Source organism: Saccharothrix sp. ST-888, from assembly GCF_000955975.1.
Taxonomy (GTDB): Bacteria; Actinomycetota; Actinomycetes; order Streptomycetales; family Streptomycetaceae; genus Kitasatospora.
Genome location: NZ_JYJF01000002.1, coordinates 48387 through 72411 on the forward strand (window position 1 = coordinate 48387; position 24025 = coordinate 72411).

General features: G+C 72.9%; 16 protein-coding genes. 12 read left to right on the plus strand and 4 right to left on the minus strand.

The window, feature by feature from the left end; translation table 11 throughout:
* Positions 1-86: 86 nt before the first annotated feature.
* Complete coding sequence (locus tag UK12_RS01600; RefSeq protein ID WP_045298619.1) at positions 87-1049, plus strand: NAD-dependent epimerase/dehydratase family protein; 963 nt, start codon at positions 87-89, stop codon at positions 1047-1049.
* 219 nt (positions 1050-1268) lie between these two features.
* Complete coding sequence (gene moeZ / locus UK12_RS01605; protein ID WP_045298621.1) at positions 1269-2447, plus strand: adenylyltransferase/sulfurtransferase MoeZ; 1179 nt, start codon at positions 1269-1271, stop codon at positions 2445-2447.
* A 113-nt stretch (positions 2448-2560) separates the two neighbouring features.
* Here the strand turns inward: moeZ and UK12_RS01610 are convergent, their stop codons facing one another.
* Entirely contained in the window at positions 2561-5197 is a 2637-nt protein-coding gene (locus UK12_RS01610; protein WP_082119222.1) for a lysylphosphatidylglycerol synthase transmembrane domain-containing protein, read from the minus strand.
* Between the two features lie 143 nt (positions 5198-5340).
* Between UK12_RS01610 and UK12_RS01615 the strand changes: the two genes are divergently transcribed.
* The 4 genes from UK12_RS01615 to UK12_RS01630 all read left to right on the plus strand — a co-directional run bounded on the left by UK12_RS01615 (position 5341) and on the right by UK12_RS01630 (position 14260).
* The gene (locus tag UK12_RS01615) at positions 5341-5667 is read left to right on the plus strand and encodes an MGMT family protein (protein ID WP_045298622.1); all 327 of its coding nucleotides are present in this window, start codon (positions 5341-5343) and stop codon (positions 5665-5667) included.
* A gap of 264 nt (positions 5668-5931) precedes the next feature.
* Positions 5932-9417, plus strand: coding sequence for an ATP-dependent helicase (locus UK12_RS01620; protein WP_197084459.1), 3486 nt, complete (start codon positions 5932-5934; stop codon positions 9415-9417).
* Between the two features lie 258 nt (positions 9418-9675).
* Positions 9676-12876 (plus strand): ATP-dependent DNA helicase, encoded by a 3201-nt coding sequence (locus UK12_RS01625; RefSeq protein WP_045298626.1) that lies wholly within the window; start codon positions 9676-9678, stop codon positions 12874-12876.
* A gap of 190 nt (positions 12877-13066) precedes the next feature.
* A complete protein-coding gene (locus UK12_RS01630) occupies positions 13067-14260 on the plus strand; it encodes a PP2C family protein-serine/threonine phosphatase (RefSeq protein WP_052681345.1) in 1194 nt (397 codons plus the stop codon).
* Positions 14261-14400: 140 nt separating this feature from the next.
* On the opposite strand, the gene UK12_RS01635 is transcribed toward UK12_RS01630, so the two are convergent.
* A complete protein-coding gene (locus UK12_RS01635; RefSeq protein ID WP_045298628.1) occupies positions 14401-15423 on the minus strand; it encodes an endonuclease/exonuclease/phosphatase family protein in 1023 nt (340 codons plus the stop codon).
* Between the two features lie 61 nt (positions 15424-15484).
* Here UK12_RS01635 and UK12_RS01640 point away from each other — a divergent pair, with 61 nt between their 5' ends.
* The 4 genes from UK12_RS01640 (at position 15485) to nudC (ending at position 19447) form a co-directional block, all read left to right on the plus strand.
* On the plus strand, positions 15485-16090 hold the full coding sequence (locus tag UK12_RS01640) for a PadR family transcriptional regulator (RefSeq protein ID WP_045298630.1): 606 nt from the start codon (positions 15485-15487) through the stop codon (positions 16088-16090).
* A 32-nt stretch (positions 16091-16122) separates the two neighbouring features.
* The gene (locus tag UK12_RS01645) at positions 16123-16902 is read left to right on the plus strand and encodes an ABC transporter ATP-binding protein (RefSeq protein ID WP_231590991.1); all 780 of its coding nucleotides are present in this window, start codon (positions 16123-16125) and stop codon (positions 16900-16902) included.
* A gap of 154 nt (positions 16903-17056) precedes the next feature.
* Positions 17057-18457, plus strand: a complete 1401-nt coding sequence (locus UK12_RS01650; protein ID WP_045298632.1) for a dipeptidase — start codon at positions 17057-17059, stop codon at positions 18455-18457.
* Between the two features lie 66 nt (positions 18458-18523).
* Positions 18524-19447, plus strand: a complete 924-nt coding sequence (nudC, locus tag UK12_RS01655; protein WP_231591003.1) for an NAD(+) diphosphatase — start codon at positions 18524-18526, stop codon at positions 19445-19447.
* 138 nt (positions 19448-19585) lie between these two features.
* Here nudC and UK12_RS01660 read toward each other — a convergent pair whose 3' ends face one another.
* Entirely contained in the window at positions 19586-20074 is a 489-nt protein-coding gene (locus UK12_RS01660; protein ID WP_052681346.1) for an ATP-binding protein, read from the minus strand.
* A gap of 166 nt (positions 20075-20240) precedes the next feature.
* Between UK12_RS01660 and UK12_RS01665 the strand changes: the two genes are divergently transcribed.
* On the plus strand, positions 20241-21122 hold the full coding sequence (locus UK12_RS01665) for a GntR family transcriptional regulator (protein ID WP_045298635.1): 882 nt from the start codon (positions 20241-20243) through the stop codon (positions 21120-21122).
* Here the strand turns inward: UK12_RS01665 and UK12_RS01670 are convergent.
* The gene (locus tag UK12_RS01670; RefSeq protein ID WP_045298637.1) at positions 21095-21352 is read right to left on the minus strand and encodes a mycoredoxin; all 258 of its coding nucleotides are present in this window, start codon (positions 21350-21352) and stop codon (positions 21095-21097) included. The genes UK12_RS01665 and UK12_RS01670 overlap by 28 nt on opposite strands.
* 192 nt (positions 21353-21544) lie before the next feature.
* Between UK12_RS01670 and UK12_RS01675 the strand changes: the two genes are divergently transcribed.
* On the plus strand, positions 21545-23809 hold the full coding sequence (locus UK12_RS01675; protein ID WP_197084460.1) for an ATP-dependent DNA helicase UvrD2: 2265 nt from the start codon (positions 21545-21547) through the stop codon (positions 23807-23809).
* Positions 23810-24025: the final 216 nt, after the last annotated feature.

Sequence of the window (24025 nt, forward strand, 5' to 3'; positions counted from 1 at the left end):
TTGTGCCGATCCACCCGAACTCGCCCATTCGAACACCCGTAACCTGCCGTGCCCGCAAGGGACGGCGTCGTGGAAGGACACCCCCGATGAGGGTGCTGCTGCTGGGAGCCGACGGTTTCATCGGCCGTCGCGTCGCGGACCGTCTGATGACCGACGACGAACTCCAGGTGACCGTGCTCGGCCGCCGTGACTCGGCCGACATCCGCTTCGATCTGACGGCGGGCAGCCCCGGAGCGCTGGCCAGGTTCCTGGACGCGGTGGCCCCGCAGGTCGTGATCAACTGCGCCGGTGCGACCTACGGTTCGTCGCGGACCCTGATCAGGTCGAACACCCTCGCGGTGGCCACCGTGTGCGAGGCGATCCGGCGCAGCCGGGAGCCGGCCAGGCTGGTGCACGTCGGTTCGGCGGCCGAGTACGGTCCGGTGCCCTCGGGCGCGCCGATCCCGGAGAGCGCCGAGCCGAGGCCGGTCGGCCCGTACGGGGTGTCGAAGCTGGCGGGGACGGAGCTGGTGACCTCCTCCGGCCTGGATGCGGCGGTGCTGCGGGTCTTCGACGTGGTCGGCCCGGGTTCGCCGACGGCCTCGCTGTTCGGGCGGCTCGCCGAGGGGCTGCGCCGGGCGCTGGAGCAGGACGAGCGGCAGGTGCGGATGCCGGACCTGTCCGGATTCCGAGATTTCGTCGATGTCAGGGACGTCGCCAGGGCGATCCAGGCGGCGGCGGTCTCGGCCGCCACCGGGGTGATCAACATCGGCAGCGGCCACGCCGTCCGGGCTCGGGACGCGGCCCAACTGCTGGTCCGGACGGCCGGGTTCGAGGGCTCCATCAGCGAGGACGCCCGTCAGGTGCTGGTGCCCAGCCAGAGCACGGCCGACCACGGACACCGGGGAGCGGAGGCGTACCGGGTCCCGGAGGCCCGTCCGGTACTGGAGTCGGTGCAGTGGCGGCAGGCCGACGTCCGGACCGCCAGGGACCGTCTCGGATGGCGGGCACTGGTGCCGCTGGAGGAGTCCCTGGGCGACATCTGGCTGGAGACCGCCTGCCGGGTCTGACCGGGGCCGACCGGGACCGGCCCGTACTAGCAGCCGTGCTGGGTACGGCCGGTGGCGCCGGACGGCCTCCGGCGGCCGGTCCCACCATCCGGCAGCACCTGTCTCGCCAGTCGGACATGCTGTCTCGGAATAGGTACCCGGCATGACACTGTTGGCGTAGCTGGATATCGAAAGCCGTATCCGAACGCCGTAACCGAACTGACGACCATCGGAGTCCACGTGTCGCTGCCACCCCTGGTCGAGCCGGCCGCCGAGCTCACCGTAGACGAGGTCCGCCGGTACTCCCGCCACCTGATCATTCCGGATGTGGGGATGGCGGGGCAGAAGCGGCTGAAGAACGCCAAGGTGCTGTGCGTCGGCGCCGGTGGTCTCGGCTCGCCGGCTCTGATGTACCTGGCCGCAGCGGGTGTCGGCACGCTCGGCATCGTCGAGTTCGACACCGTCGACGAGTCCAACCTCCAGCGCCAGATCATCCACGGCCAGTCCGACATCGGCCGCTCCAAGGGCGAGTCCGCGCGGGACTCGGTCAAGGAGATCAACCCGTACGTCAACGTGATCCTCCACGACACGCGTCTCGACAACGACAACGTCATGGAGATCTTCTCCGGCTACGACCTGATCGTGGACGGCACCGACAACTTCGCCACCCGCTACCTGGTGAACGACGCGGCGGTGCTGCTCGGCAAGCCGTACGTGTGGGGTTCGATCTACCGCTTCGACGGCCAGGCCAGCGTCTTCTGGGCCGACCACGGCCCCTGCTACCGCTGCCTCTACCCGGAGGCCCCGCCGCCGGGCATGGTCCCGTCCTGCGCCGAGGGCGGCGTGCTGGGCGTGCTCTGCGCGTCCATCGGCTCGATCCAGGTCACCGAGGCGATCAAGCTGCTCGCCGGTGTCGGCGACCCGCTGGTCGGCCGTCTGATGATCTACGACGCCCTGGAGATGACCTACCGCCAGGTCAAGGTCCGCAAGGACCCGAACTGCGCGCTGTGCGGCGAGAACCCCACCGTCACCGAGCTGATCGACTACGAGTCGTTCTGCGGTGTCGTCTCGGAGGAGGCCCAGGAGGCCACGCTCGGCTCGACGATCACTCCCAAGCAGCTCAAGGAGTGGATCGACGGCGGCGAGAACATCGAGATCATCGACGTCCGCGAGATCAACGAGTACGAGATCGTCAGCATCCCGGGCGCCAAGCTGATCCCGAAGGGCGAGTTCCTGATGGGTACCGCTCTGGAGACGCTGCCGCAGGACAAGAAGATCGTGCTGCACTGCAAGACCGGCGTCCGCTCGGCCGAGGTGCTGGCCGTGCTGAAGGCGGCGGGCTTCTCCGACGCCGTCCACCTGGGCGGCGGCGTGATCGGCTGGGTCAACCAGATCGAGCCGCACAAGCCGACCTACTAGGCCGCGCAAGCCGTCAGGGGCGCGGGGAACCGCGCGGACGACCGCCCTCCACACGGGTGCACGGTTGTCCGCGGGGCTCCCCGCGCCCCTTCGCGCTGCCGCCGGCGAGCGGCCTAGAGCGCGCCCTTGCGCTGGAGGACGTTGTACGAGATCCAGCCGGGCAGGACGGGCAGCCAGAAGGTCAGCAGGCGGTAGAGGAAGACGGCCGGGGTGGCGACGGTCGGCGGCACGCCGGCCACCGTCAGGGCGCCGATCAGCGCGATCTCGACCGGGCCGATGCCGCCCGGGGTCGGGATCGCGGACCCGGCCGCGTTGGCGGTCAGGAAGACCACGGCCACCGCCGAGAAGCTCAGCGTCCCGCCGAAGGCCTGGATCGAGGCGTCCAGGCAGGCGGTGAAGCTCAGCGTGAGCAGCAGGATGCCGCCGAAGCCGGTGACCAGCTTGCTGGGCGTCTGCATCAGGTCGAGCATCCGGGGCACCACGCCGAAGAACAGCGAGCGGACCCGGGTCACCACGAACCGCCGCAGCGGACCCACCGCCGCGACCACCAGCGCCAGCACGGCGGCCGTCAGCACCCCGATGATCACCGCCCGGGAGGCGCCGAGGTCCCCGTTGGTCTGGGTGCCGGTGATCAGGCCGAAGCTGAACAGCAGCAGCAGGTGCCCGCCGAGCCCGGCCAGCTGGGAGGCGCCGACGCTGGCCACGGCCTGCCCCGAGCGGATGCCCGCCTTCTGCAGGTAGCGGGTGTTCAGCGCGATGCCGCCGATCGCGGCGGGCGCCACCAGCTTGACGAACGACCCGGCGAGCTGGGCGGCCACGGTCCGCCGGAACGGCAGCCGCTCGGGTACGAAGCCGGTCAGGCTCATCGCCGCGGCGCCGTAACTGACGGCGGCGGCGGCCAGGGCCACCGCCGCCCAGGCCCAGTTCATGTGGGAGAGCTTCAGCTGCGCGGGCTGGATGGTGGTCAGCGCCAGGTACGCGGCGAAGGTCAGCGCGATGACCATGATCAGGGTCTTCGGCTTGAGCCGCTCCAGCTTCGCCGGGGCCATCGGGGCTTCGGGGGCGATCTGCAGGATCTGGCCGCGGATCCGGCTCAGCAGGTCCTCGCTCGCCGCCGCGATGTCCTCCTCGGCCTGCTGCTGGGTCCGCTCGCCCGCCGCGACCTGGGTCAGGGCCAACGCCTGGGCGGCGGCCTTGCGCTCCTTGTTGAGCTGGGCCAGGTCGATCCTGGTGGAGCGGCTCATCCCGACCGGCTGGAGCAGCGGCAGCGCGGCCGCGACCCGCTCGGCACCGAGCACCCGGTTGGCGACGGCCACCGCGCGCTCCGGGCCGACCCGCAGCGCGAAGGTGGTGACCAGCTGGGCGACGTCGATCCGCAGCGTCAGGTCGCTGGCGGCGATGTCCCCGCCGGAGAGGTTGACCAGGCAGCCGGTCTTCTCGTCCATCACCAGCATCGACTCGCCGGTGAGCCTGCGGTGGGCGATCCGCCGCTCGTGCAGCGCGCCGACCGACTGCCAGAGCGAGCCCATCACCTGGTCGGTGATCTCCTCGTCCGCCAGCTCGTCCAGGGTCGGTCCCGACACCTTCTCGTACACCAGGATCGCGGCGTCCGGACCGAGCTCGGAGGTGGCCACCAGCTGCGGCGCGACGGCCCCGGAGGCGGCCGCCGCGTACGCGATCAGGGCCTCCTGCTCCAGTGCCTGGCGCAGCGACTGCGGGCTGCGCCGGACGGCCACCGAGCGCAGCCGCAGCCGCCGCCATGCGCGGTAGAAGAAGCCGGAGGCCTGCTGCTCCCGGTCGATGATGTGGACGTCCAGCTCCGGGCCGTCCTGCTGCTCGACGTAGTAGCGGCGGGTGCCGCCGGGGGCGTCCGGTGCGCGGACCGCGCCCGCCGGGGCGAAGCCCACCTTCCGCAGGCCGATCAGCAGGTGCTGGCCGGTCGGGCGGATGTTCGGCGAGCCGATCGCGTACAGCGTGCCGTACGCCACCGACCAGCCGATCAGCACGGTCAGGATCAGCGAGAGCAGCGTGGTGTAGCCGCTGACCAGCTCGGTCAGGCCGCTGAGGATCACCACCACCCAGAGCGCCACCCGCCAGCGCGGGCGGCTCGACATGCCGACCGCCGTCATATAGGCGATCACCGGGGCCAGATAGCCGTGCACCGGGTCGGTCAGGGTCTGGCCGCCGCCCGGCGGCAGCTGGGTGAGGGCGTCCCGGATCGCGGTCGGGGCACCGGCCGCGACCCACCAGTCCACGCCGAGGGAGGCCCCGTACGCCAGCACCGAGGCGAGCACGCCGTCGGCGACCCGCAGGCCGTCGCGTTTGATCAGCCGTTCCACCGCGAAGGCGAGCGGTACGGCCAGCACCGCCACGCTGGAGACCAGGGCGGCGATCGTACTCATGACGCTCGGGACCCGGTGGGCGTTGACGGAGATGTCGTTCTCCAGGCCCGTGGTGGTCGAGATGGCGAACCGCGCCACCAGGAAGAGCGCCACGATGCCGGCGAGCCCGGCCAGGAACCGGATCAGGTCGGACGGCCGGTGCGCGCGGGCCGCGAGCAGCGGCTCGTCCACGGCGAGCACGCCGCCGCCTTCCGGCCCGCCCTCCCGCACGTTCTTCTCCCCCTTGATCAACGACACTCGTCGGTGCGGTGCAGGCCGACGCGACGGGACCTTCCCCGAATCTGCGGAGCGGTCGGTGGTGGGCTCCTCCGAGCCCTCGTCCACATCCACGCCTGCCGTCCCGGTCATCTGGTCTTGTCCTCGTATCACCACTCACCGCCCCGAAGATGGTGGCATGCCCGAAGGGGTACTGCTGGACAGGGGCGGTATCGGGCGCGGCGAATCCCCCGCGCGCAGTCCCTTGATACACCGGATGGGGAAGAATCACCCTGATGACGGAGAGTACGAACACCGGCGCCCTGCCGCCCTTCGCCGAGTCGGTCCTCGATCTCACCGAGCGCATCCCGGCCGGCCGGGTGATGACCTACGGCGACGTCGCCGAGTACCTCGGCCAGGGCGGTCCGCGCCAGGTCGGCCGGGTGATGGCGCTGTACGGCGGGGCGGTGCCCTGGTGGCGGGTGATCCGCGCCGACGGGCGGCCGCTCCCCGGCCACGAGCACCGCGCGCTGGGCCACTACCGCGAGGAGGGCACCCCGCTGCGCAGCGTCGGCGACGAACCCCGGGTCGACCTGCGGCGCGCCCGCTGGGACGGGCAGTAGCGGACCTCTCCGCAGGGGCGCCCCACTTCGCAGGTGTGCCCCTCCGGGCGGGGAAGCCCCAGGGGGCGTGCGGAGCCGCATGAGCGACCGGCTGCCAAGGTGCGCTCCGGGGCTTTCCCATGTCCCCCGGGTGCGGTGCGGTGCGCGGGCGCTCGGCGGGTGCGGGCCTTCGGGCCGTTGCACGGCGGTCGGCTGCGGGACCGTAGGCTCGGTGGGTACGGGTCCGGCGCGGCCCGCCCGATCCCCGAACTGCCCAGGATGTCCGTGACCTCCCCCTTCCGCTTGGTGCGCAGCCCGTTGGCCCTGCCCGCCCCGCCCGTGCTGGACGAGTACCAGCAGGCGGTGGCCGAGCACGCGGGCGGTCCGCTGCTGGTGCTGGCCGGCCCCGGAACGGGCAAGACCACCACCCTGGTCGAGGCGGTGGCCCGGCGGATCGAGCGCGGCACCGACCCTGAGAGGATCCTGGTCCTCACCTTCAGCCGCAAGGCCGCGATGGAGCTGCGCGACCGGATGACCGCCAGGCTCGGCAGCGGCGGCCCCGTACCGCAGGCGGCCGGGGCCGGGCTTCGGTCGCCGCAGGCGACTGGGCTTCGGTCGCCGCAGGCAACTGGGCTTCGGTCGCCGCAGGCAACCACGTTCCACTCCTTCTGCTACGCCCTGCTCCGCTCCCACCAGAACCCGGAGGCGTACGCCGAGCCGCTGCGGCTGCTCTCCGGACCCGAGCAGGACGTGATGGTCCGCGAACTGCTCGCCGGTGACGCCGAGGACGCCAGGCTCGGGGTCGGCCGGATCCGCTGGCCGCTCGACCTGCGGGCCTGCCTCACCACCCGAGGCTTCGCCGACGAGGTCCGAGCGGTGCTCGCCCGCAGCCGCGAACTCGGCCTTGGCGAGGACGAGTTGAGCCGCTTCGCGGACGGTGTCCAGCGCCCTGACTGGGCCGCCGCCGCGCACTTCCTCGCCGACTACCTGGACGTCCTCGACCTGCGCGGCGTCCTCGACTACGCCGAGCTGGTGCACCGCGCGGTCCTGCTCGCCGAGCGGCCCGAGGTACGGGCGGCACTGCGCGAGCAGTACGAGGTCGTCTTCGTGGACGAGTACCAGGACACCGACCCCTCGCAGGTCCGGCTGCTGCGGCAGCTGGCGGGCGACGGGCGCGACCTGGTCGCGGTCGGTGACCCGGACCAGTCGATCTACGCCTTCCGGGGCGCCGACATCAACGGCATCCTCGACTTCCCGGAGTCCTTCCCACGGGCCGACGGCCGACCCGCGGAGGTCCGGGTCCTGCGGGTCTCCCGCCGCTCGGGCGCGGTGCTGCTCGCCGCCACCCGCGAGCTGGCCCGGCGGATGCCGATGGGCCGCCTGCCCGCCGGCAAGCTCGCCCAGCACCGCGCACTGCTGCCCTCCCAGGAGGGCGGCCGGGTCGAGGTCTACACCTACCCGACCCCCGGGACGGAACTGGACAGCATCGCCGACCTGCTCCGCCGCGCCCATCTGGAGGACGGCGTCCCGTGGGGCGAGATGGCGGTACTGGTCCGCGCCGGGGCACGCTCCATACCCGGCGTGCGGCGGGCGCTCGGCGCGGCCGGGGTGCCGCTGGAGATCGACGGCGACGACCTGCCGCTGCGCGACGAACCGGCCGTGGCACCGCTGCTGCTGGCCCTGCGGGTCTGCGCCCGCCCGGCGGAGGAGTGCACCGCCGAGACCGCCCACACCCTGCTCACCGGCCCGCTCGGCGGCCTGGACGGCTCCGACCTGCGCCGCCTCGGGCGCGCGCTGCGGGAGGAGGAGCGGCAGGCGCTGCGGGCCGCCGGTCCGGGCCCGGGCGCCCCTGACGCTCCGGCCCAGCACTCGGACCCGGACGAACCGGGTGCCGGTGAGACGGCCGTGGCGGACGAGGCCGAAGGGGCGGCGCTCCCCGGTGCCGGGCGGTCCACAGCAGTGCGGTCCGCAGCCGTACGGTCCGCCGAGGAGCTGATCCGGGAGGCGCTCGCCGAGCCGGAGCGGCTGGTCGCGATGGATCCCGCCTACGCGCGGCGGGCCCGCGACCTGGGGATGCTGCTGCGCAAGGTGCGCGAGCTGCTGGCCGGAGGCGGCAGCGCCGAGGAGGCGCTCTGGGAGCTGTGGGACGGCGCCCGCCGCTGGCGCGAGCGGCTGGAGCGCGCCGCACTGCGGGGCGGCGCGGCGGGCCGCAACGCCGATCGGGACCTGGACGCCCTCTGCGCCCTGTTCGAGAGCGCCGCCCGCGCCGAGGAGCAGGTCACCGGGCACCGGGGCGCGCTGGACTTCCTGGCCGAGCTGGAGGCCCAGGACATCGCCGCCGACACCCTCACGGTCCGGACCGTGCGCCCCGACGCCGTCCGGCTGATGACCGCGCACCGCTCCAAGGGCCTGGAGTGGCGCCTGGTCGTGGTCGCCGGGGTCCAGGACGGTCTCTGGCCCGACCTGCGCCGCCGAGGCTCCCTGCTGGAGGCCGACCGGATCGGCCGGGACGGCCTCGCCGAACCGCTCTCCCCGGCCGCCCTGCTCGGCGAGGAGCGCCGGCTCTTCTACGTCGCCGCGACCCGGGCGAAGCAGCGGCTGATCGTCACCGCGGTCAAGGCGCCCGCCGAGGACGGCGACGAGCCCTCCCGCTTCCTGCGCGAGCTGTACCGCGAGGAGATCGACCCCAGGACCGGGCGGGTGCGCAGCCGTACCCCGCAGGTCACCGTCGAGGACGTCACCCACCGCCCGCGCCGTCCGCTGTCGGTGCCCGCGCTGGTCGCCGAGCTGCGGGCGGTCACCGTCGACCCGGCCCAGGAGCCCGGGCTGCGCCGGGCCGCCGCCGAGCGGCTGGCCGTGCTGGCCGCCGCCGCGGACGAGGACGGGATGCCGCTGGTGCCCGCCGCCCACCCGGACCGCTGGTGGGGCCTGGTGGACCGGACCGAGTCCGCCGAGCCGCTACGGGTCCCGACGGAGCCGGTCAGGCTCTCCGGCAGCGGGCTCGAACAGCTGGAGAGCTGCACGCTCCAGTGGTTCCTGGACAAGGACGTCAAGGCCGCCGGGACCACCACGGCCGCCCAGGGCTTCGGCAACGTGGTGCACGCCCTGGCCGACGAGGTCGGCTCCGGACGCACCCAGGCCGACCTGGCGGTGCTGATGGAGCGCCTGGACACGGTCTGGGACGCGCTGGCCTTCGACGCGCCGTGGAAGTCCCGGCAGGAGAAGGAGCAGGCCAGGGCCGCGCTGGAACGCTTCCTGCACTGGCACGTACTGGAACGCGACCGCACCACCGTGGCCACCGAGCACGGCTTCGACCTCACCCTGCCGGTCGGCGGGATCAACGTACGGATCCGCGGCTCGATGGACCGGGTCGAGCGGGACGCGGTCGGCCGCGCGTACGTGGTGGACTTCAAGACCGGCAAGCAGATCCCCACCGAGAAGTCGCTGCCCGAACACAAGCAGCTGGCCGTCTACCAGCTCGCCGTACGCAGCGGTGCGCTCGACGGCCTGCCCGGCTTCGAGTCCGGCGCCACCTCGGGCGGGGCCGAACTGGTGCACCTGCGGGAGCCGGCGAAGGGCGCCCCGGACGCTCCCAAGGTCCAGCAGCAGGGCCCGCCGGACGGCGAACCGTGGATCGAGAACCTGCTCGCGGACGCGGCGGGACGGGTGCTCGCGGAGCGCTTCGTACCCACGGCGAGCGACAGCTGCGCCCGCTGCGCCTTCCGCAGCAGCTGCTCGGCCCAGCGCGACGGGCGGCAACTGATCGAGTAAGGCGTTTCAGGGGCAGTCGGACATGCCTTCAGGGGCGCGGGGAACTGCGCGAAACGGAAGGCTCCTGCGGCCGGGTCGGGCCCGGCGGGTCACTTGCACCCTGAGGGTCCCGGTTGGGCGGTGCAGCTCGGAGTCCGCGGGACAGGTGCGGGCCGGTGTCTTCCGGATTCGCGCAGTTCCCCGCGCCCCTGTCCGCTCGCCCTTGCTCCTGAAAGGAGTGTGCGGGTTTTGTCTGCGGCACCGGTTAGGTTTGACGGCGTGCGCGCCGTGCTCAGTGACCCCGAACAGCTCAAGGAGCTGCTTGGCATCCCCTTCAACCGGGAGCAGATGGCAGCGATCGGCGCGCCGCTGGAGCCTGCCGTGATCGTGGCCGGGGCCGGGTCGGGGAAGACCACGGTGATGGCCGCCCGCGTGGTGTGGCTGGTCGGTTCCGGAGCGGTCGGGCCGGAGGAGGTGCTGGGGCTCACCTTCACCAACAAGGCGGCCGGCGAACTGGCCGAGCGCGTCCGGGACGCACTGCGCCGGGCCCAGGTGCTGGACGCCGACGAGGACGCGCTCGGCGAACCGGAGATCTCCACCTACCACGCCTTCGCCGGCAGGCTGCTGAAGGAGCACGGCCTGCGGATCGGCATCGAGCCGGACGTCCGGCTGCTCGCCGACGCCACCCGCTTCCAGCTGGCCGCCAAGGTGCTGCGCTCCGCGCGCGGCCCGTACCCGGCGCTGACCGGCGCCTTCTCCGGGCTGGTCGCCGACCTGATCGCGCTCGACGGCGAGCTGGCAGAGCACCTGGTCGAGCCGGCCGAGCTGCGCGAGTTCGACCAGGACCTGCTGGACGAGCTGGTCACCGTCCGGCTCAGCAACGACGACCTGCGCGCCGTCCCGGTGACGACCAGGGCGCGGCTCGAACTGCTGCAGCTGGTCGAGGAGTACCGCCGCCGCAAGCGGGCCGCCGGGCTGATGGACTTCGGCGACCAGATCGCCGCCTCCGCCCGCCTCGCCCAGCAGCGCCCCGAGGTCGGCGAGCTGCTCCGCGCCCAGTACAGGGTGGTGCTGCTGGACGAGTACCAGGACACCTCGGTCGCCCAGCGCCTGATGCTCTCCGGCCTGTTCGGCAGGTCCCGTACGGCCTCCGGCCACCCGGTCACCGCCGTCGGCGACCCGTGCCAGGCGATCTACGGCTGGCGCGGCGCCTCGGTCGCCAACCTGGACGACTTCCCTACGCACTTCCCGCGCCGCGACGGCAGCCCCGCCACCCGGTACGCGCTCAGCGAGAACCGCCGCAGCGGCGGTCGCCTGCTCGCCTTCGCCAACCGGCTGGCCGAGCCGCTGCGCGCCATGCACCAGGGCGTCGAGGCGCTGCGCCCGGCGCCGGGGGAGGAGCAGAGCGGGTTCGTGCGCTGCGCCCTGCTCCCGACCCACGCCGAGGAGATCGACTGGCTGGCCGACTCGATCGCCCACCTGGTCGGCACGGGCACCGCCCCCGGGCGGATCGCGGTGCTCTGCCGGGGCGGTGCGTCCTTCGCGGACATCCACGCGGCGCTGGTGGCCCGTGAGGTGCCGGTCGAGGTGGTGGGGCTCGGCGGGCTGCTCCAGCTGCCCGAGGTGGCCGACCTGGTCGCGGTCTGCGAGGTGCTGCAGGACCCGACGGCCAATGCGGCGCTGGTGCGGCTGCTGATCGGCCCGCGGTGGCGGATCGGCCCGCGCGACCTGGCCCTGCTCGGCCGCCGGGCCGCGGACCTGGTCCGCACCGCCCGTCCGGACGGTGTGGACGCGCTGACCGCGGCCGTGGCCGAGACCGACCCGACCGAGGTGGTCTCGCTCGCCGACGCGCTGGAGACCTTCCTGGAGGCCGAGCAGCCGGACACGCTGCCGTTCTCCGCCGAGGCCAGGGTGCGGTTCGCCCGGCTCGCGCAGGAGGTCAGGGAGCTGCGCCGGTCGCTCGCCGAGCCGCTGATGGACGTGCTGCACCGGGTCCTCGCGGTGACCGGGCTCGAGGTGGAGCTCGCCGCCTCCCCGCACGCCTTGGCCGCCCGCCGCCGGGAGACCCTGCACGGCTTCCTGGACGTGGCCGCCTCCTTCGCGGACCTGGACGGCGACCCGGGGCTCTCCGCCTTCCTGGCCTTCCTGCGGGCCTCCCAGGAGTACGAGCGCGGTCTGGACAGCAGCCTGCCCGGCGGCGAGGACACCGTGAAGGTGCTCACCGCGCACAAGTCCAAGGGCCTGGAGTGGGACGTGGTCGCCGTCCCCGGGCTGGTGAAGGACGCGTTCCCGAGCAGCAAGGGGCGCGAGCGCTGGACCAGCACCAAGAGGGTGCTCCCGCACGCCCTGCGCGGTGACGCGGCCACCCTGCCGCCGGTCGGGGCGTGGGCGCCGAAGGAGATCGGGATCTTCAAGAAGGCGATGGCCGAGCACGCCAAGGTGGAGGAACTGCGGCTGGGGTATGTCGCGTTCACCCGCCCCCGGACGCTGCTGCTGGCCTCGGGGCACTGGTGGGGGCCCAGCCAGAAGCGGCGGCGGGGTCCGTCCGACTTCCTGCTGGAGCTGCGGGCCCACAGCGAGCAGCCGGGCTGCGGCGAGGTCGAGCGGTGGGCCGAGCCGCCGCTGCCGGAGGCGGAGAACCCGGTGCTCACCACCTCCGTGGAGACCCCCTGGCCGCTGCCGCTGGACCAGGCCGCGCAGGCCGCCCGCCGCCGGGTCGCCGAGGTGGTGCACCGCCGCCTGGCCGGCGAACCGGCCCCCGAGCCCGAGCAGCTGGGGGCGGAGGCCGAGCGCCAGGTGGCCTCCTGGGACCGTGATCTCACCGCCCTGGTGGGGGAGTTGGAGCGTTCCCGGCGGGCGGTGCGGGAGGTGCCGCTGCCGGCCTCGATGTCGGCCTCCCAGCTGATGCGGCTGGCCGCGGATCCGGACGGCTTCGCCCGCGAGTTGGCCCGTCCGATGCCGCGCCCGCCGGCGCCCGCCGCCCGGCGCGGCACCCGGTTCCACGCCTGGGTGCAGTCCAGGATCGAGCCGCTGATGCTGATCGAACCGGGCGCTCTGCCCGGCGCGGACGAGGACGGGATCGAGGACGAGCGCGACCTGGAGCGGCTCAAGGAGGCATTCCTGCGCAGCCCGTACGCGGACCGGACGCCGTACCGGGTCGAGGCGCCGTTCCAACTGGTGCTGGCGGGACGGGTGGTGCGCGGCCGGATCGACGCGGTGTACCGGGAGCGTGACGGTGGCTCAGGGTCACCGTACGTGTCACGGTACGAGGTGGTGGACTGGAAGACCCACCGGGACGAGACCGCCGACCCGCTGCAACTCGCCATCTACCGGGTGGCCTGGGCGGAACAGGCAGGTGTCGATCTGGAGCAGGTCACGGCTTCGTTCCTCTATGTCCGCAGCGGTCGTGTCGTAAGACCGTCAGGACTTCCTGACCGAAAAGAGTTGACCAGGCTCCTGATCGGGAATAGTGAAGAATGAGTCACGCAGAGCATCCAAGCCGTCACAGGATTGCGTGAAACCTGTGCGCTGTGCACGTTTCGCGCCTATTGTGGGGTCGGTAACCGGTCAACCGCAGTACTCCGGCCGCCGACGAGGACGAAGTCCCTGACCCTCTGTCATCACCGCAGGTGCCCATGGCGCCGGCCACCTTCTGCTGGAGAGACCGAAGTTGAGCGCGACCGGATGGATCAGAGAGCGGCTTGCGGGGCCGGTCCCGGGAGCCGTACCAGGTGCCGTCACCGGCACCTGGCCGAAGACCGCCCTGGCACTGCCGTTCATCGGCATGGTGCTGGTGGTCTCCCTCGACTACTTCAGCAACTCCTCGGTGACGGTCGAACCGGCCCTCACCGCCGTGCCCGCGCTGGCGGCCGTGGTCAGCAGACGCACCTGGTACCCGCTGGTGATCGGCCTGTTCACCGAGCTCGCGGCCTTCGTGATGGCGATCTACAACAGTGTGCTCGGCCAGTCCGTGCACAGCGCCACCGTCTTCGCCATCGCCCTGGTCGCCGGCATCGGCTGGGTCAGCGCGACGCTGCGGCTGCGGCAGGAGAAGGCCCTCGCCGACGCCCAGTTGGTGGCCGAGATCGCCAGACGTGTCCTGCTGCGCTCGGTCCCCGACCGGGTGGGCAGTGTGCGGGCCGCCGTCCACTACGCGGCCGCGGCGGCGCACGCGCGGATCGGCGGTGACCTCTACGAGGTGGTCAACACCCGCCACGGGGTGCGGGCCGTGGTCGGCGACGTCCGGGGCAAGGGGCTCAACGCCGTGGAGACGGCGGCCGCCGTGCTCGGCGCGTTCCGCGAGGCCGCCCACCAGGAGCCCGAACTAGCCAAGGTGGCCGGCTGGCTGGCCGTCAGCCTGGACCGGGCCCTGCACGAGAACGACCACCCCGGGGTGGAGGAGGAGTTCGTCACCCTCGTCCTGATCGGGGTCGGTGCGGACGGCATCGCGGAGATCGTCAACTGCGGACACCCGGCGCCGCTGCTGATGCGGTCCGGCGAGCCGGTGCGGGCGCTGGAGCTGGCGGAGACCGTGCCGCCGCTCGGCGTCCTCGACCCGGCCGACGTGCGGCCGCCCGTGCACCGGGTGCGGGTCCAGCCCGGCGACCGGGTGCTGCTCTTCACCGACGGCGTGATCGAGGCCAGGGACCACCGGGGCGCCTTCTACCCGCTGGCCGAACGCCTGTCGCAGGTCGCCACCGGCAGCCCGGTCGAGGTGCTGGGCCGGATCCACGACGACGTCGTACGCCACGTCGGCCGCCAGCTCGGCGACGACGCGGCCATGCTCCTCCTCCAGTACGAGCCCACCACCCACCGCCTGCCCCACCAGCCGGGCCTGACGGAGCAGCTCCAGGGGCAGGGGTGAATCCGCGCCGCGCCCCGGCGGCGGGCCGCGGCTCTTGAAGATCTTGCTCCGGCCGACCGGTTCACCCCGGATTGCCGGCAGATTCCCATCGGGTCGAACCGGTGCGAGTCAGGGGAAATTTCAAGAGCTTCACAACGCCCCTAGAGGGTGACCTCGACGACCAGCGGCCGGTGGTCGGAGACCGCCGCGCGGGGGGCCGAGGCCGGCCCCACCGCGGTGCGGGGGACGCCGATGGCCAGGACGTGGTCGAACTGGACGGCCGGGTGGTGCGAGGGGTAGGTCGGGGTCTTCGCCAGGTCGTACCAGCCCTGCATGCGCGGCCGCGGCTCCCTGACCCGCCGCCGCCGGACCCCTGCCTGCGCGGCCTGGGCCGCCCGCATCCGCCGCGCCGCCCGCAGGTCCCGCCGCCGCAGCCGCTCCGACCGGCGCTCGCGCGCGGTCTCCGGATCGAGCGCGGTGGCACTGCCGAGCACCGTCCGGGGCATCGCGCCGATCAGGTTGAAGTCGCCGAGCACCAGGTACGGCTTCGGCAGGTCGGCGATCCACCGCCGGATGCCCGCGAGTTGGGCCATGTTCCAGCCGGGGACGAAGGAGAGGTGGGTGGCGACCACCGTGAACGGCCCCCGCTCGCCTTCCAGGACGGCGGCCAGCGCGGCGCGCGGCTCGTCCGGTACGGGGGTCAGCCCGCGCCGCCCGGCGACCCGCAGCGGCAGTCCGAACGGCGCCGGGGCGAACCTGCGGGCCCGCCAGTGCCGCACCGGCAGCCGGGTCAGCAGCGCGGTGCCGTACGAGGGCGGTTCGGTGGCGGCGTCGACCTCGCCGGGCCCGTAGACCTGGAGGCCGGGGACGGCGGGGTCGGGCACCCAGCCGGCCACCGGGGCCGGGCGTCCGTGCAGTGCGGCGGCGAATCGCCAGTCGGTGGCGCCCATCGCCTTGGCGGCTGCGGCGGCCTGGTCCACCAGGCCGGAGCGCGGCTGGTAGCGGTCGACCTCCTGGAGCGCGAGCACGTCCGCGTCCAGCTCGGCGATGGCCTCGATCAGGGGGTCGGCGGCCTGGGGGCACTCCCGGCCTGCGGCGGGGGGAGGGAAGGGCAGCGGGCTGCCGTCGGCGGCCAGGGGCTGACCGTGCAACAGGTTGAAGGTGGCGATGCGCAGCTGGCTCACACCGTACGACGGTACCGGCTGCGCTTGAGTAGGCAGGGCATACCGGGTATACATACTGAGTATGTCGATCCGTCACGGCCTGCTCGCCCTGCTCGACCAGGGCCCGCGCTACGGCTACCAGCTCCGCGTCGAGTTCGAGTCCCGCACGGGCGCCACCTGGCCGCTGAACGTCGGCCAGGTCTACACCACCCTGGGTCGTCTGGAGCGGGACGGGCTGGTCGCGCCGCACGGGGAGGACGAGGAGGGGCACCTGTTCTACGCCGTCACCGAAGCCGGGCGCGCCGAACTGCGCAACTGGTTCGAGACGCCGGTGCCCAGGAACAGCCCGCCGCGCGACGAACTGGCGATCAAGCTGGCGATGGCGGTGACCGTGCCGGGGGTCGATGTCGCGGCCGTGGTCCAGTCGCAGCGCCGCCACAGCATGAAGGCGCTCCAGGACTACACCCGGCTCAAGGGCCAGGCGCTCAACGGCGATGAGGGTCGCCAGGAGGACCTGGCCTGGCTGCTGGTGCTGGAGCAGCTGATCTTCCAGACCGAGGCCGAGATCCGCTGGCTGGACCACTGCGAGACCAGGCTGGCGCAGCGCCGCCCGGGGGTGCAGAGCGCCGAGCCGCCGCAGGCCGCCGAGGCCGCGCCGGGCCGGCCGAAGCGCCGCAGCCGGATCTGATCCAGAGCGAACAAGCCATCGCAGGGGGAGAGTTGAGTACTACTCAGTTGACCGGCGGGCAGTCCGGCGGTGCGGAGCCGGTGCCGGTCCTGCACCTGGCGGAGGTCACCCGGGTGCACGGCCGGGGTGCCGCCGAGGTGCAGGCCCTGCGCGGGATCGACCTGCGGGTGTACCCGGGGGAGCTGGTCGCCGTGATGGGCCCGTCGGGCTCCGGGAAGTCCACCCTGCTGACCCTGGCGGGCGGCCTGGACACCCCGAGCACAGGTGAGGTGCTGGTCGAGGGCGTCGCACTCGGCGGGCTGTCCCGCAAGCGGCTGGCCCAGGTGCGCCGCCGCTCGATCGGCTACGTCTTCCAGGACTACAACCTGATACCGGCGCTGACCGCCGCGGAGAACATCGCGCTGCCCCGCGAACTCGACGGTGCCTCCAGCCGCGCCGCCCGCAGGGAGGCGCTGGCGGCGCTGGCGGAGATGGGGATCGCCGAGCTGGCGGACCGGTTCCCCGACGACATGTCGGGCGGCCAGCAGCAGCGGGTCGCCATCGCCCGGGCCCTGATCGGCGACCGCCGCCTGGTCCTGGCCGACGAGCCGACCGGAGCGCTGGACTCCACCACCGGGGAGTCGGTGCTCGCCGTCCTGCGGGCGCGTTGCGACGCGGGTGCGGCCGGGGTGATGGTGACCCACGAGGCCAGGCACGCGGCCTGGGCGGACCGCGTGGTCTTCCTGCGGGACGGCCGGATGGTCGACCAGACCACCAGCCGGGACGCCGCCAGCCTGCTGGTCCCCTCCGCCACCAGGCCGAGGCCGACCTGACCGACCCGGTCCGGCGCGGGATGCCCGACATCGTGGAGGGTCGGGTCCCAGGGGTCCCAGGGGTCCCAGGAGTCCCGGGGGGTGACGGAGGTTACTGGTTCGGTGCGCGGACGTCGTGGGCACACACCCGCATGGGCGAACTAAAGTCGTCCGTATGACGAAAACCCCGGACAGCGTCGTCCGCTCCTACATCGACCAGCACCAGGCCTCCTTCCTGCAGGATCTCTCCGACTGGCTGAGCATCCCGTCCGTCTCCGCCGACCCGGACCGGGCCGGCGAGGTCCGCCGGTCGGCGGAGTGGCTGGCCGCGAAGCTGACCGCCACCGGGTTCCCGGTGGCGGAGGTCTGGGAGACCGACGGACTGCCGGCCGTGTTCGCCGAGTGGCCCTCCGGGGATTCGTCCGCCCCCACCGTGCTGGTCTACGGCCACCACGACGTGCAGCCCGCGGCCAAGGAGGACGGCTGGGCGACCGAGCCGTTCACCCCGACCGTCATCGGCAAGCAGCTGTTCGCCCGGGGCGCGGCGGACGACAAGGGCCAGGTCTTCTTCCACACGCTGGGTGTCCGGGCGCACCTGGCGGCCACCGGCCGCACCGCCCCCGCCGTCAACCTCAAGCTGCTGATCGAGGGCGAGGAGGAGTCCGGCTCGCCGAACTTCGCGAACCTGGTCCGCCGCGAGGCCGAGCGCCTGGCCGCCGATGTGGTCATCATCTCGGACACCGGCATGTGGGCCGAGGACACTCCGACCGTCTGCACCGGTATGCGCGGCCTGGCCGACGCCCAGATCGACCTGTACGGCCCGGACAGCGACATCCACTCCGGTTCCTTCGGCGGCGCCGTCCCCAACCCGGCCGATGTCGCGGCCTCGCTCGCCGCGGCCCTGCACGACGCCGACCGCAAGGTGGCGATCCCGGGCTTCTACGACGGCATCGTCGAGCTGACCGAGCAGGAGCGCGAGCTCTTCGCCGAGCTGCCCTTCAACGAGGCGCAGTGGCTCAAGGTCGCCAAGTCGTACGGCACCCAGGGCGAGGCCGGCTACACCACCCTGGAGCGGGTCTGGGCCCGTCCGACCGCCGAGGTCAACGGCATCTGGGGCGGCTACACCGGCCCCGGCGGCAAGACCATCGTGCCGGCCGAGGCGCACCTCAAGCTCTCCTTCCGGCTGGTGGCGGGCCAGGAGGTGGAGAAGGTCCGGGAGGCCGTCCGCGCCTGGGTGGCCGCGCAGGTGCCCGAGGGCATCCGGTACGAGCTGGTCTTCCCCGGTGCCACCCGGCCGTGCCTGACGCCGCTGGACCACCCGGCGCTGCAGTCCACCGTCCGGGCGATGGGGCGCGCGTTCGAGAAGAAGATCCTGTTCACCCGCGAGGGGGGCTCGGGCCCGGCCGCCGACCTGCAGGACGTGCTCGGTGCCCCGGTGCTCTTCCTGGGCATCTCGGTGCCCTCGGACGGCTGGCACTCGGTCAACGAGAAGGTCGAGCTCGACCTGCTGGCCAAGGGTGTCGAGACGGCCGCCTACCTCTGGGGCGACCTGGCCGAGAACTGGCGTCGGGCGTGAGGCCCGCGCATGCGCACGGCGATGAGCTGAAGACAACCAGAACGGGGATGGACCGAGTTGAGCACCGTGCCTGATACCAAGCCTCTCGCCCTGGCCCGCGCCGGCGTGGACCGGGCCGCGCAGCACCGGTTCGACGAGCCGTGGCTGGCGGCGGCCTGGAGCCACCCGAGCACCAAGGTGCTGCCGATCTCGGGCGGCGAGGCCTTCGTGGTCGACACCGAGCTTGGTACCGAGCTGGTGCTGCTGCCCTCCTTCGAGGCGCCGCAGACCGGCGACCGGTACTTCCTCGGCACCGACGACGACGGGACCTCGTACTTCGCCCTGGCCGGCGAGAGCCTGCCCGGCCGCCTGGACGGCGACGCCCGCCCGGCCGGGCTGCGCGAGGTCGGGGCGATGCTCTCGGACCGCGACGCCGGGCTGCTGGTGCACGCGGTCGCGCTGGAGCACTGGCACCGGCTGCACAGCTTCTGCTCGCGCTGCGGCCATGCGACCGAGAAGGCCGGGGCCGGACACGTGCGCCGCTGCACCTCCTGCGCCGCCGAGCACTACCCGCGCACCGACCCGGCGGTGATCATGCTGATCACCGACGAGCAGGACCGCTGCCTGCTCGGCCGTCAGGCGATCTGGCCGGAGGGCCGCTGGTCCACGCTGGCGGGATTCGTCGAGCCCGGTGAGTCGATCGAGCAGGCGGTGGGCCGGGAGGTCTTCGAGGAGGCCGGGGTCCGGGTCGCCGAGGTCGAGTACGTGGCCAGCCAGCCGTGGCCGTTCCCGGCCAGCCTGATGCTGGGCTTCCTGGGCACGGCCGAACCGGGGGGCACCGCGATCACCGTCGACGGTGAGGAACTGGCCGAGGCGCGCTGGTTCTCCCGGGAGGAACTGCGGGCCGGAATGCTCGCAGGGGAGATCCTGCCGCCGTCCGGAATCTCGATCGCCCGTCATCTGGTCGAACTCTGGTACGGCGAGCCGCTGCCTTCGACGGCCCGCGGTTAGTCGCCGATTTCCGCCGATTGGCGCGAAATGGGGGCGTGCGGATGTTCTCTGCACGCCCCTTCGGTCTTTATTGTCAGATTAATTTGATCGAATCCCTGACCGGCTTCGATGATTTCCGACCGTGCATGTCGGGACGGGTCAGGACAGGTCGAGCCAGCAGCTGACGGTCTTGCCGGTCAGCCGGGTGGTCACCGACCACTCCTCGCAGAGCATGGTGACGATGGCCAGGCCCCGCCCGCTGGAGTCCTCCTCACCGGCTTCCCGGGCCTGGGGCAGCTCGCGGCCGAAGTCCGCGACCGAGATCTGCAGGGCGGCGTCGGTCAGCGCCAGGGTGATCGAGATGGCGCCCCGGCCGTACCGCACCGCATTGGTGACCAGCTCGGACACCACCAGCTGGGCGCTGTCGACCAGGTCGGCGGCGCCCCAGGCGGCCAGTGCGGTGCAGGTCAGCTGGCGGGCCCGGCCGACATTCCGCGGCTGGGGCGGGAAGGTGGCCGTCACCGACCACGCGCCGCGATCGGCAGCCTCGAGGGTGCGGCCGGGCCGCTGCCGGGCGCCGCCCGGGGCGGCGCGTTGCTGGTCGGCCTGGCGCGCGTTGTACAGGTGCGCGGAACTGGTTACGGGCATGGATCCGCCCCCGGTGTGCTGGTTGGAATACGGCGCCGGATTTGGCGACGGTGTCGCCGGGCGACCGCAATCGTTCTGGTTGGGATCAATCTCGGAATCCCCAATCCCGGCCAATATTGGCCGGTTTCGCTGAAATGGCGCAAGCCCTCTCGCTACATTCACTCGGGTGACAATCCCACGGGGCAGTGCCCAATCACCGAAGTACCAGCGTCTGGCCGCCGATCTGCGCCGCCGCATCGCGGCCGGGGAGTGGCCCGGCGACGTCCCGCTCCCGGTCGAGGGGGAGCTGGAGCAGCAGTACGGCGTGGCCCGCAACACCGTCCGCCTCGCGGTCGACGTGCTGGTCAACGAGGGCAGGCTGGTCCGCCTCCAGGGCAAGGGGACCTTCCTCAAGGACCACCCGGTGCTGGACCACCGGGTGTACGGTCCCGCGCCCGTTCCCGGCCTGCCGGACTGCCTGACCACCCCCTCCGAGGTCTACCCGAAAGAGGCACAGACGGCGGGACGCCGGTTGACGGTGGACTTCGAGATGCTGATCGTCCGGGCCCGGGTGGACATCGCCGAGCGGCTCGGGATGCGGCCGGGCGAGGCGGTGGTGGTCCGCCGCCAGCTGCGGCTGATGGACCGTGAGCCGTACTCGATCGAGGAGAGCCACTACCGGGCCGGGCTGGCCGCCGGTACGCCGCTGATGGAGCCCGACCCGGTGCCGGGCGGGGACGAGTCGGTGCTGGCCGCGCTCGGCCGCACCGAGATCGGCGCGGTGGACCACCTGGTGTCGCGGATGCCCGGGCCCGAGGAGTCGGCCTGGTTCCAGGGCGGCCCCGGGGTGCCGCTGCTGGTGCAGACCCGGGTGACGTACGACCGGCGCGGTCCGGTCCGGGTGGTCGAGTCGCGCTACTCGGCGGACCGCTGCCGGCTGGTGTACGGACTCGGCGAGCTGGGCGCCCGGCCGGCACCCGAACTGGACGCGGACGGCCCCGGGTCCGAACAGGCCGGGGCCGCCGCGGAGTTGATCCCGGGTCAGGCGGCCAAGGCCTTCTTGACCTGAATCAGGCTCGGGTTGGTCATCACGACCCGCTCGCCGCCGCCGGCCGGCTGGACCAGCACGGTCGGGACGGTCTGGTTGCCGTTGTTCACCGACTCGACGAAGGACGCCGAGTCCGGGTCCTGCTCGATGTTGATCTCGGTGTAGCCGATGCCCTCCCGGTCCAGCTGGCTCTTCAGACGGTTGCAGTACCCGCACCAGGTCGTGCTGTACATCGTGACGCTGCCGGACATGGCGGTGGGCTCCTTCGGCGAGGGGGGCTTGCGGTCTGTGACCAGAACGTACGGAGTGCTTCCGACATTCCTCGTGCGCCCGGCGCGTGACGTGGAACGCGCGCCGGTTCGCGGAGTGATTATCCGTTCACCCTGCCGGGCCTGTGGACAACCCGGACCGGATCGTCGGTCGACCCTGCGAGGATGGACGGCATGCAGCAAGAGCTCCTGGGCACCTCCGGTCCGTACGACACCCTCGGCCCCGCCGGTGGGGCGGCGGTCGGCGCCGACGCCGTGCTGGCGGGCCTCGACCCTGAGCAGCGGGCGGTGGCCACGGCCCTGCACGGGCCCGTCTGCGTCCTCGCGGGCGCCGGGACGGGCAAGACCAGGGCGATCACCCACCGGATCGCCTACGGCGTGCGCAGCGGCGTCTACCAGCCGCAGCAGGTGCTCGCCGTCACCTTCACCGCCCGCGCGGCCGGCGAGATGCGCGGCCGGCTGCGCCAGCTCGGCGCCGAGGGCGTGCAGGCCCGCACCTTCCACTCCGCCGCGCTCCGCCAGCTCCAGTACTTCTGGCCGCGCGCGATCGGCGGCGAGGTGCCCAGGCTGCTGGAGCGCAAGGTGCAGCTGGTCGCCGAGGCCGCCGGCCGCAGCGGCCTGCGGGTCCAGCGCACCGAACTGCGCGACCTGACCAGCGAGATCGAGTGGGCCAAGGTCACCCAGATCGTGCCGGACGACTACCCGGCCGCCGTGCTCAAGACCGGCCGCGACGCCCCGCGCGACCCGGCCGAGATCGCCAGGGTCTACGCCACCTACGAGCAGACCAAGCGCGACCGGGGCGTGATCGACTTCGAGGACGTGCTGCTGCTGACCGCCGCGATCCTGGAGGACCGCCCGGAGATCGCCGACCGGGTCCGCGCCCAGTACCGCCACTTCACGGTGGACGAGTACCAGGACGTCTCCCCGCTCCAGCAGCGCCTGCTCGACCAGTGGACGACCGGCGGCGCCAGCCTCTGCGTGGTCGGCGACGCCAGCCAGACCATCTACTCCTTCACCGGCGCCACCCCCGACTACCTGCTGAACTTCCGCAACCGGCACCCCGAGGCCACGGTGGTCAAGCTGGTCCGCGACTACCGCTCCACCCCGCAGGTGGTGCACCTGGCCAATGGCCTGCTCGCCCAGGCCAGGGGCCAGGCGGCCCAGCACCGCCTGGAGCTGATCTCCCAGCGCGAGGCCGGCCCGGACCCGGTCTACGTCGAGTACCCGGACGAGCCGACCGAGGCCGAGAGCACCGCGCACGCGATCGAGAAGCTGCTGGCCCAGGGCGTGCGGGCGAGCGAGATCGCGGTGCTGTTCCGTACCAACGGCCAGTCCGAGGTCTACGAACAGGCGCTGGCCGACCTCGGCATCTCGTACCAGCTCAAGGGCGCCGAGCGGTTCTTCGAGAGGCCGGAGGTACGGGACTCGGTAATGCTGCTGCGCGGCGCCGCCCGCGCCGGGTCCGACCCGCTGACCGCCGACGCGCCCGACCTCGCCGGGCAGGTCCGGGCGGTGCTGGCCAGCCGGGGCTTCACCCCGGTGCCCCCGGCCGGTTCGGGCACCGTCCGCGAGCGGTGGGAGTCGCTGGCCGCGCTGGTCCGGCTCGCCGAGGAGTTCGAGGCGGCCCGGCTGGCCGCGGGCGGCGCCGCGGACCTCGCGGCCTACGTCACCGAGCTCGACGCCCGCGCCGCCGCCCAGCACGCCCCCGCGGTGGAGGGCGTCACGCTGGCATCGCTGCACGCCGCCAAGGGTCTGGAGTGGGACGCGGTCTTCCTGGTCGGCCTCTCCGAGGGCACCCTGCCGATCATCTACGCCAAGACCGACGAGCAGATCGAGGAGGAGCGCCGACTGCTCTACGTCGGGGCCACCCGGGCCAGGGTGCACCTGACGCTGTCCTGGGCGCTCTCGCGCTCCCCGGGCGGCCGGGCGAGCCGCAAGCCCACCCGCTTCCTGGACGGCCTGCGGCCGGGCTCCAGCGCCCCGGGCGGGCGCTCGCGCGGGGGCCGGGGCGGGGTGGAGTCCGGGGTCGAGCGCTCGGCCGGCCGCAAGGTGCGCGGGCCGGTCAAGTGCCGGGTCTGCGACCGCACGCTGACCGAGGCGGTGGAGCGAAAGCTGCGCCGCTGCGAGGACTGCCCCTCCTCGATGGACGAGGCGCTGTTCGAGCGGCTGCGCGAGTGGCGGGCCGGTCAGGCGAAGAAGCAGGGTGCCCCGGCCTACGTCGTCTTCACCGACGCCACCCTGATGGCGATCGCCGAGGACGTCCCGGCCAGCGCCCGCGAACTCGCGCTGATCTCGGGAGTCGGTGCCATGAAACTGGACAAGTACGGGGCCGCCGTGCTGTCGTTGTGCGCTGGGGAGGTTCCCGAGGACGAGTCCGAGGGCGACCAGCAGGGGGAGACCCCGGGGGGAGACTCGGGGGAGTCGGACGAGCCGGCCTGAGCCGCTCGGAAGACCACTTCGGAACTCGCCGAAAAAATAGTTTGCGCGCCGTGCTGGGAGCGCAATAGCCTGCCGGAGCGGTCAAGGGGACAAGACCGCGAGCTGGACGGGGTCACTCCTGAAACAGCTTCCCCCTGCGCACCATCAGCTGTCCCTGCTTGACCTGGCTGTACCTGCTTGACCTGACAGACATCCGAACATCGGAGCCCGGGGGAC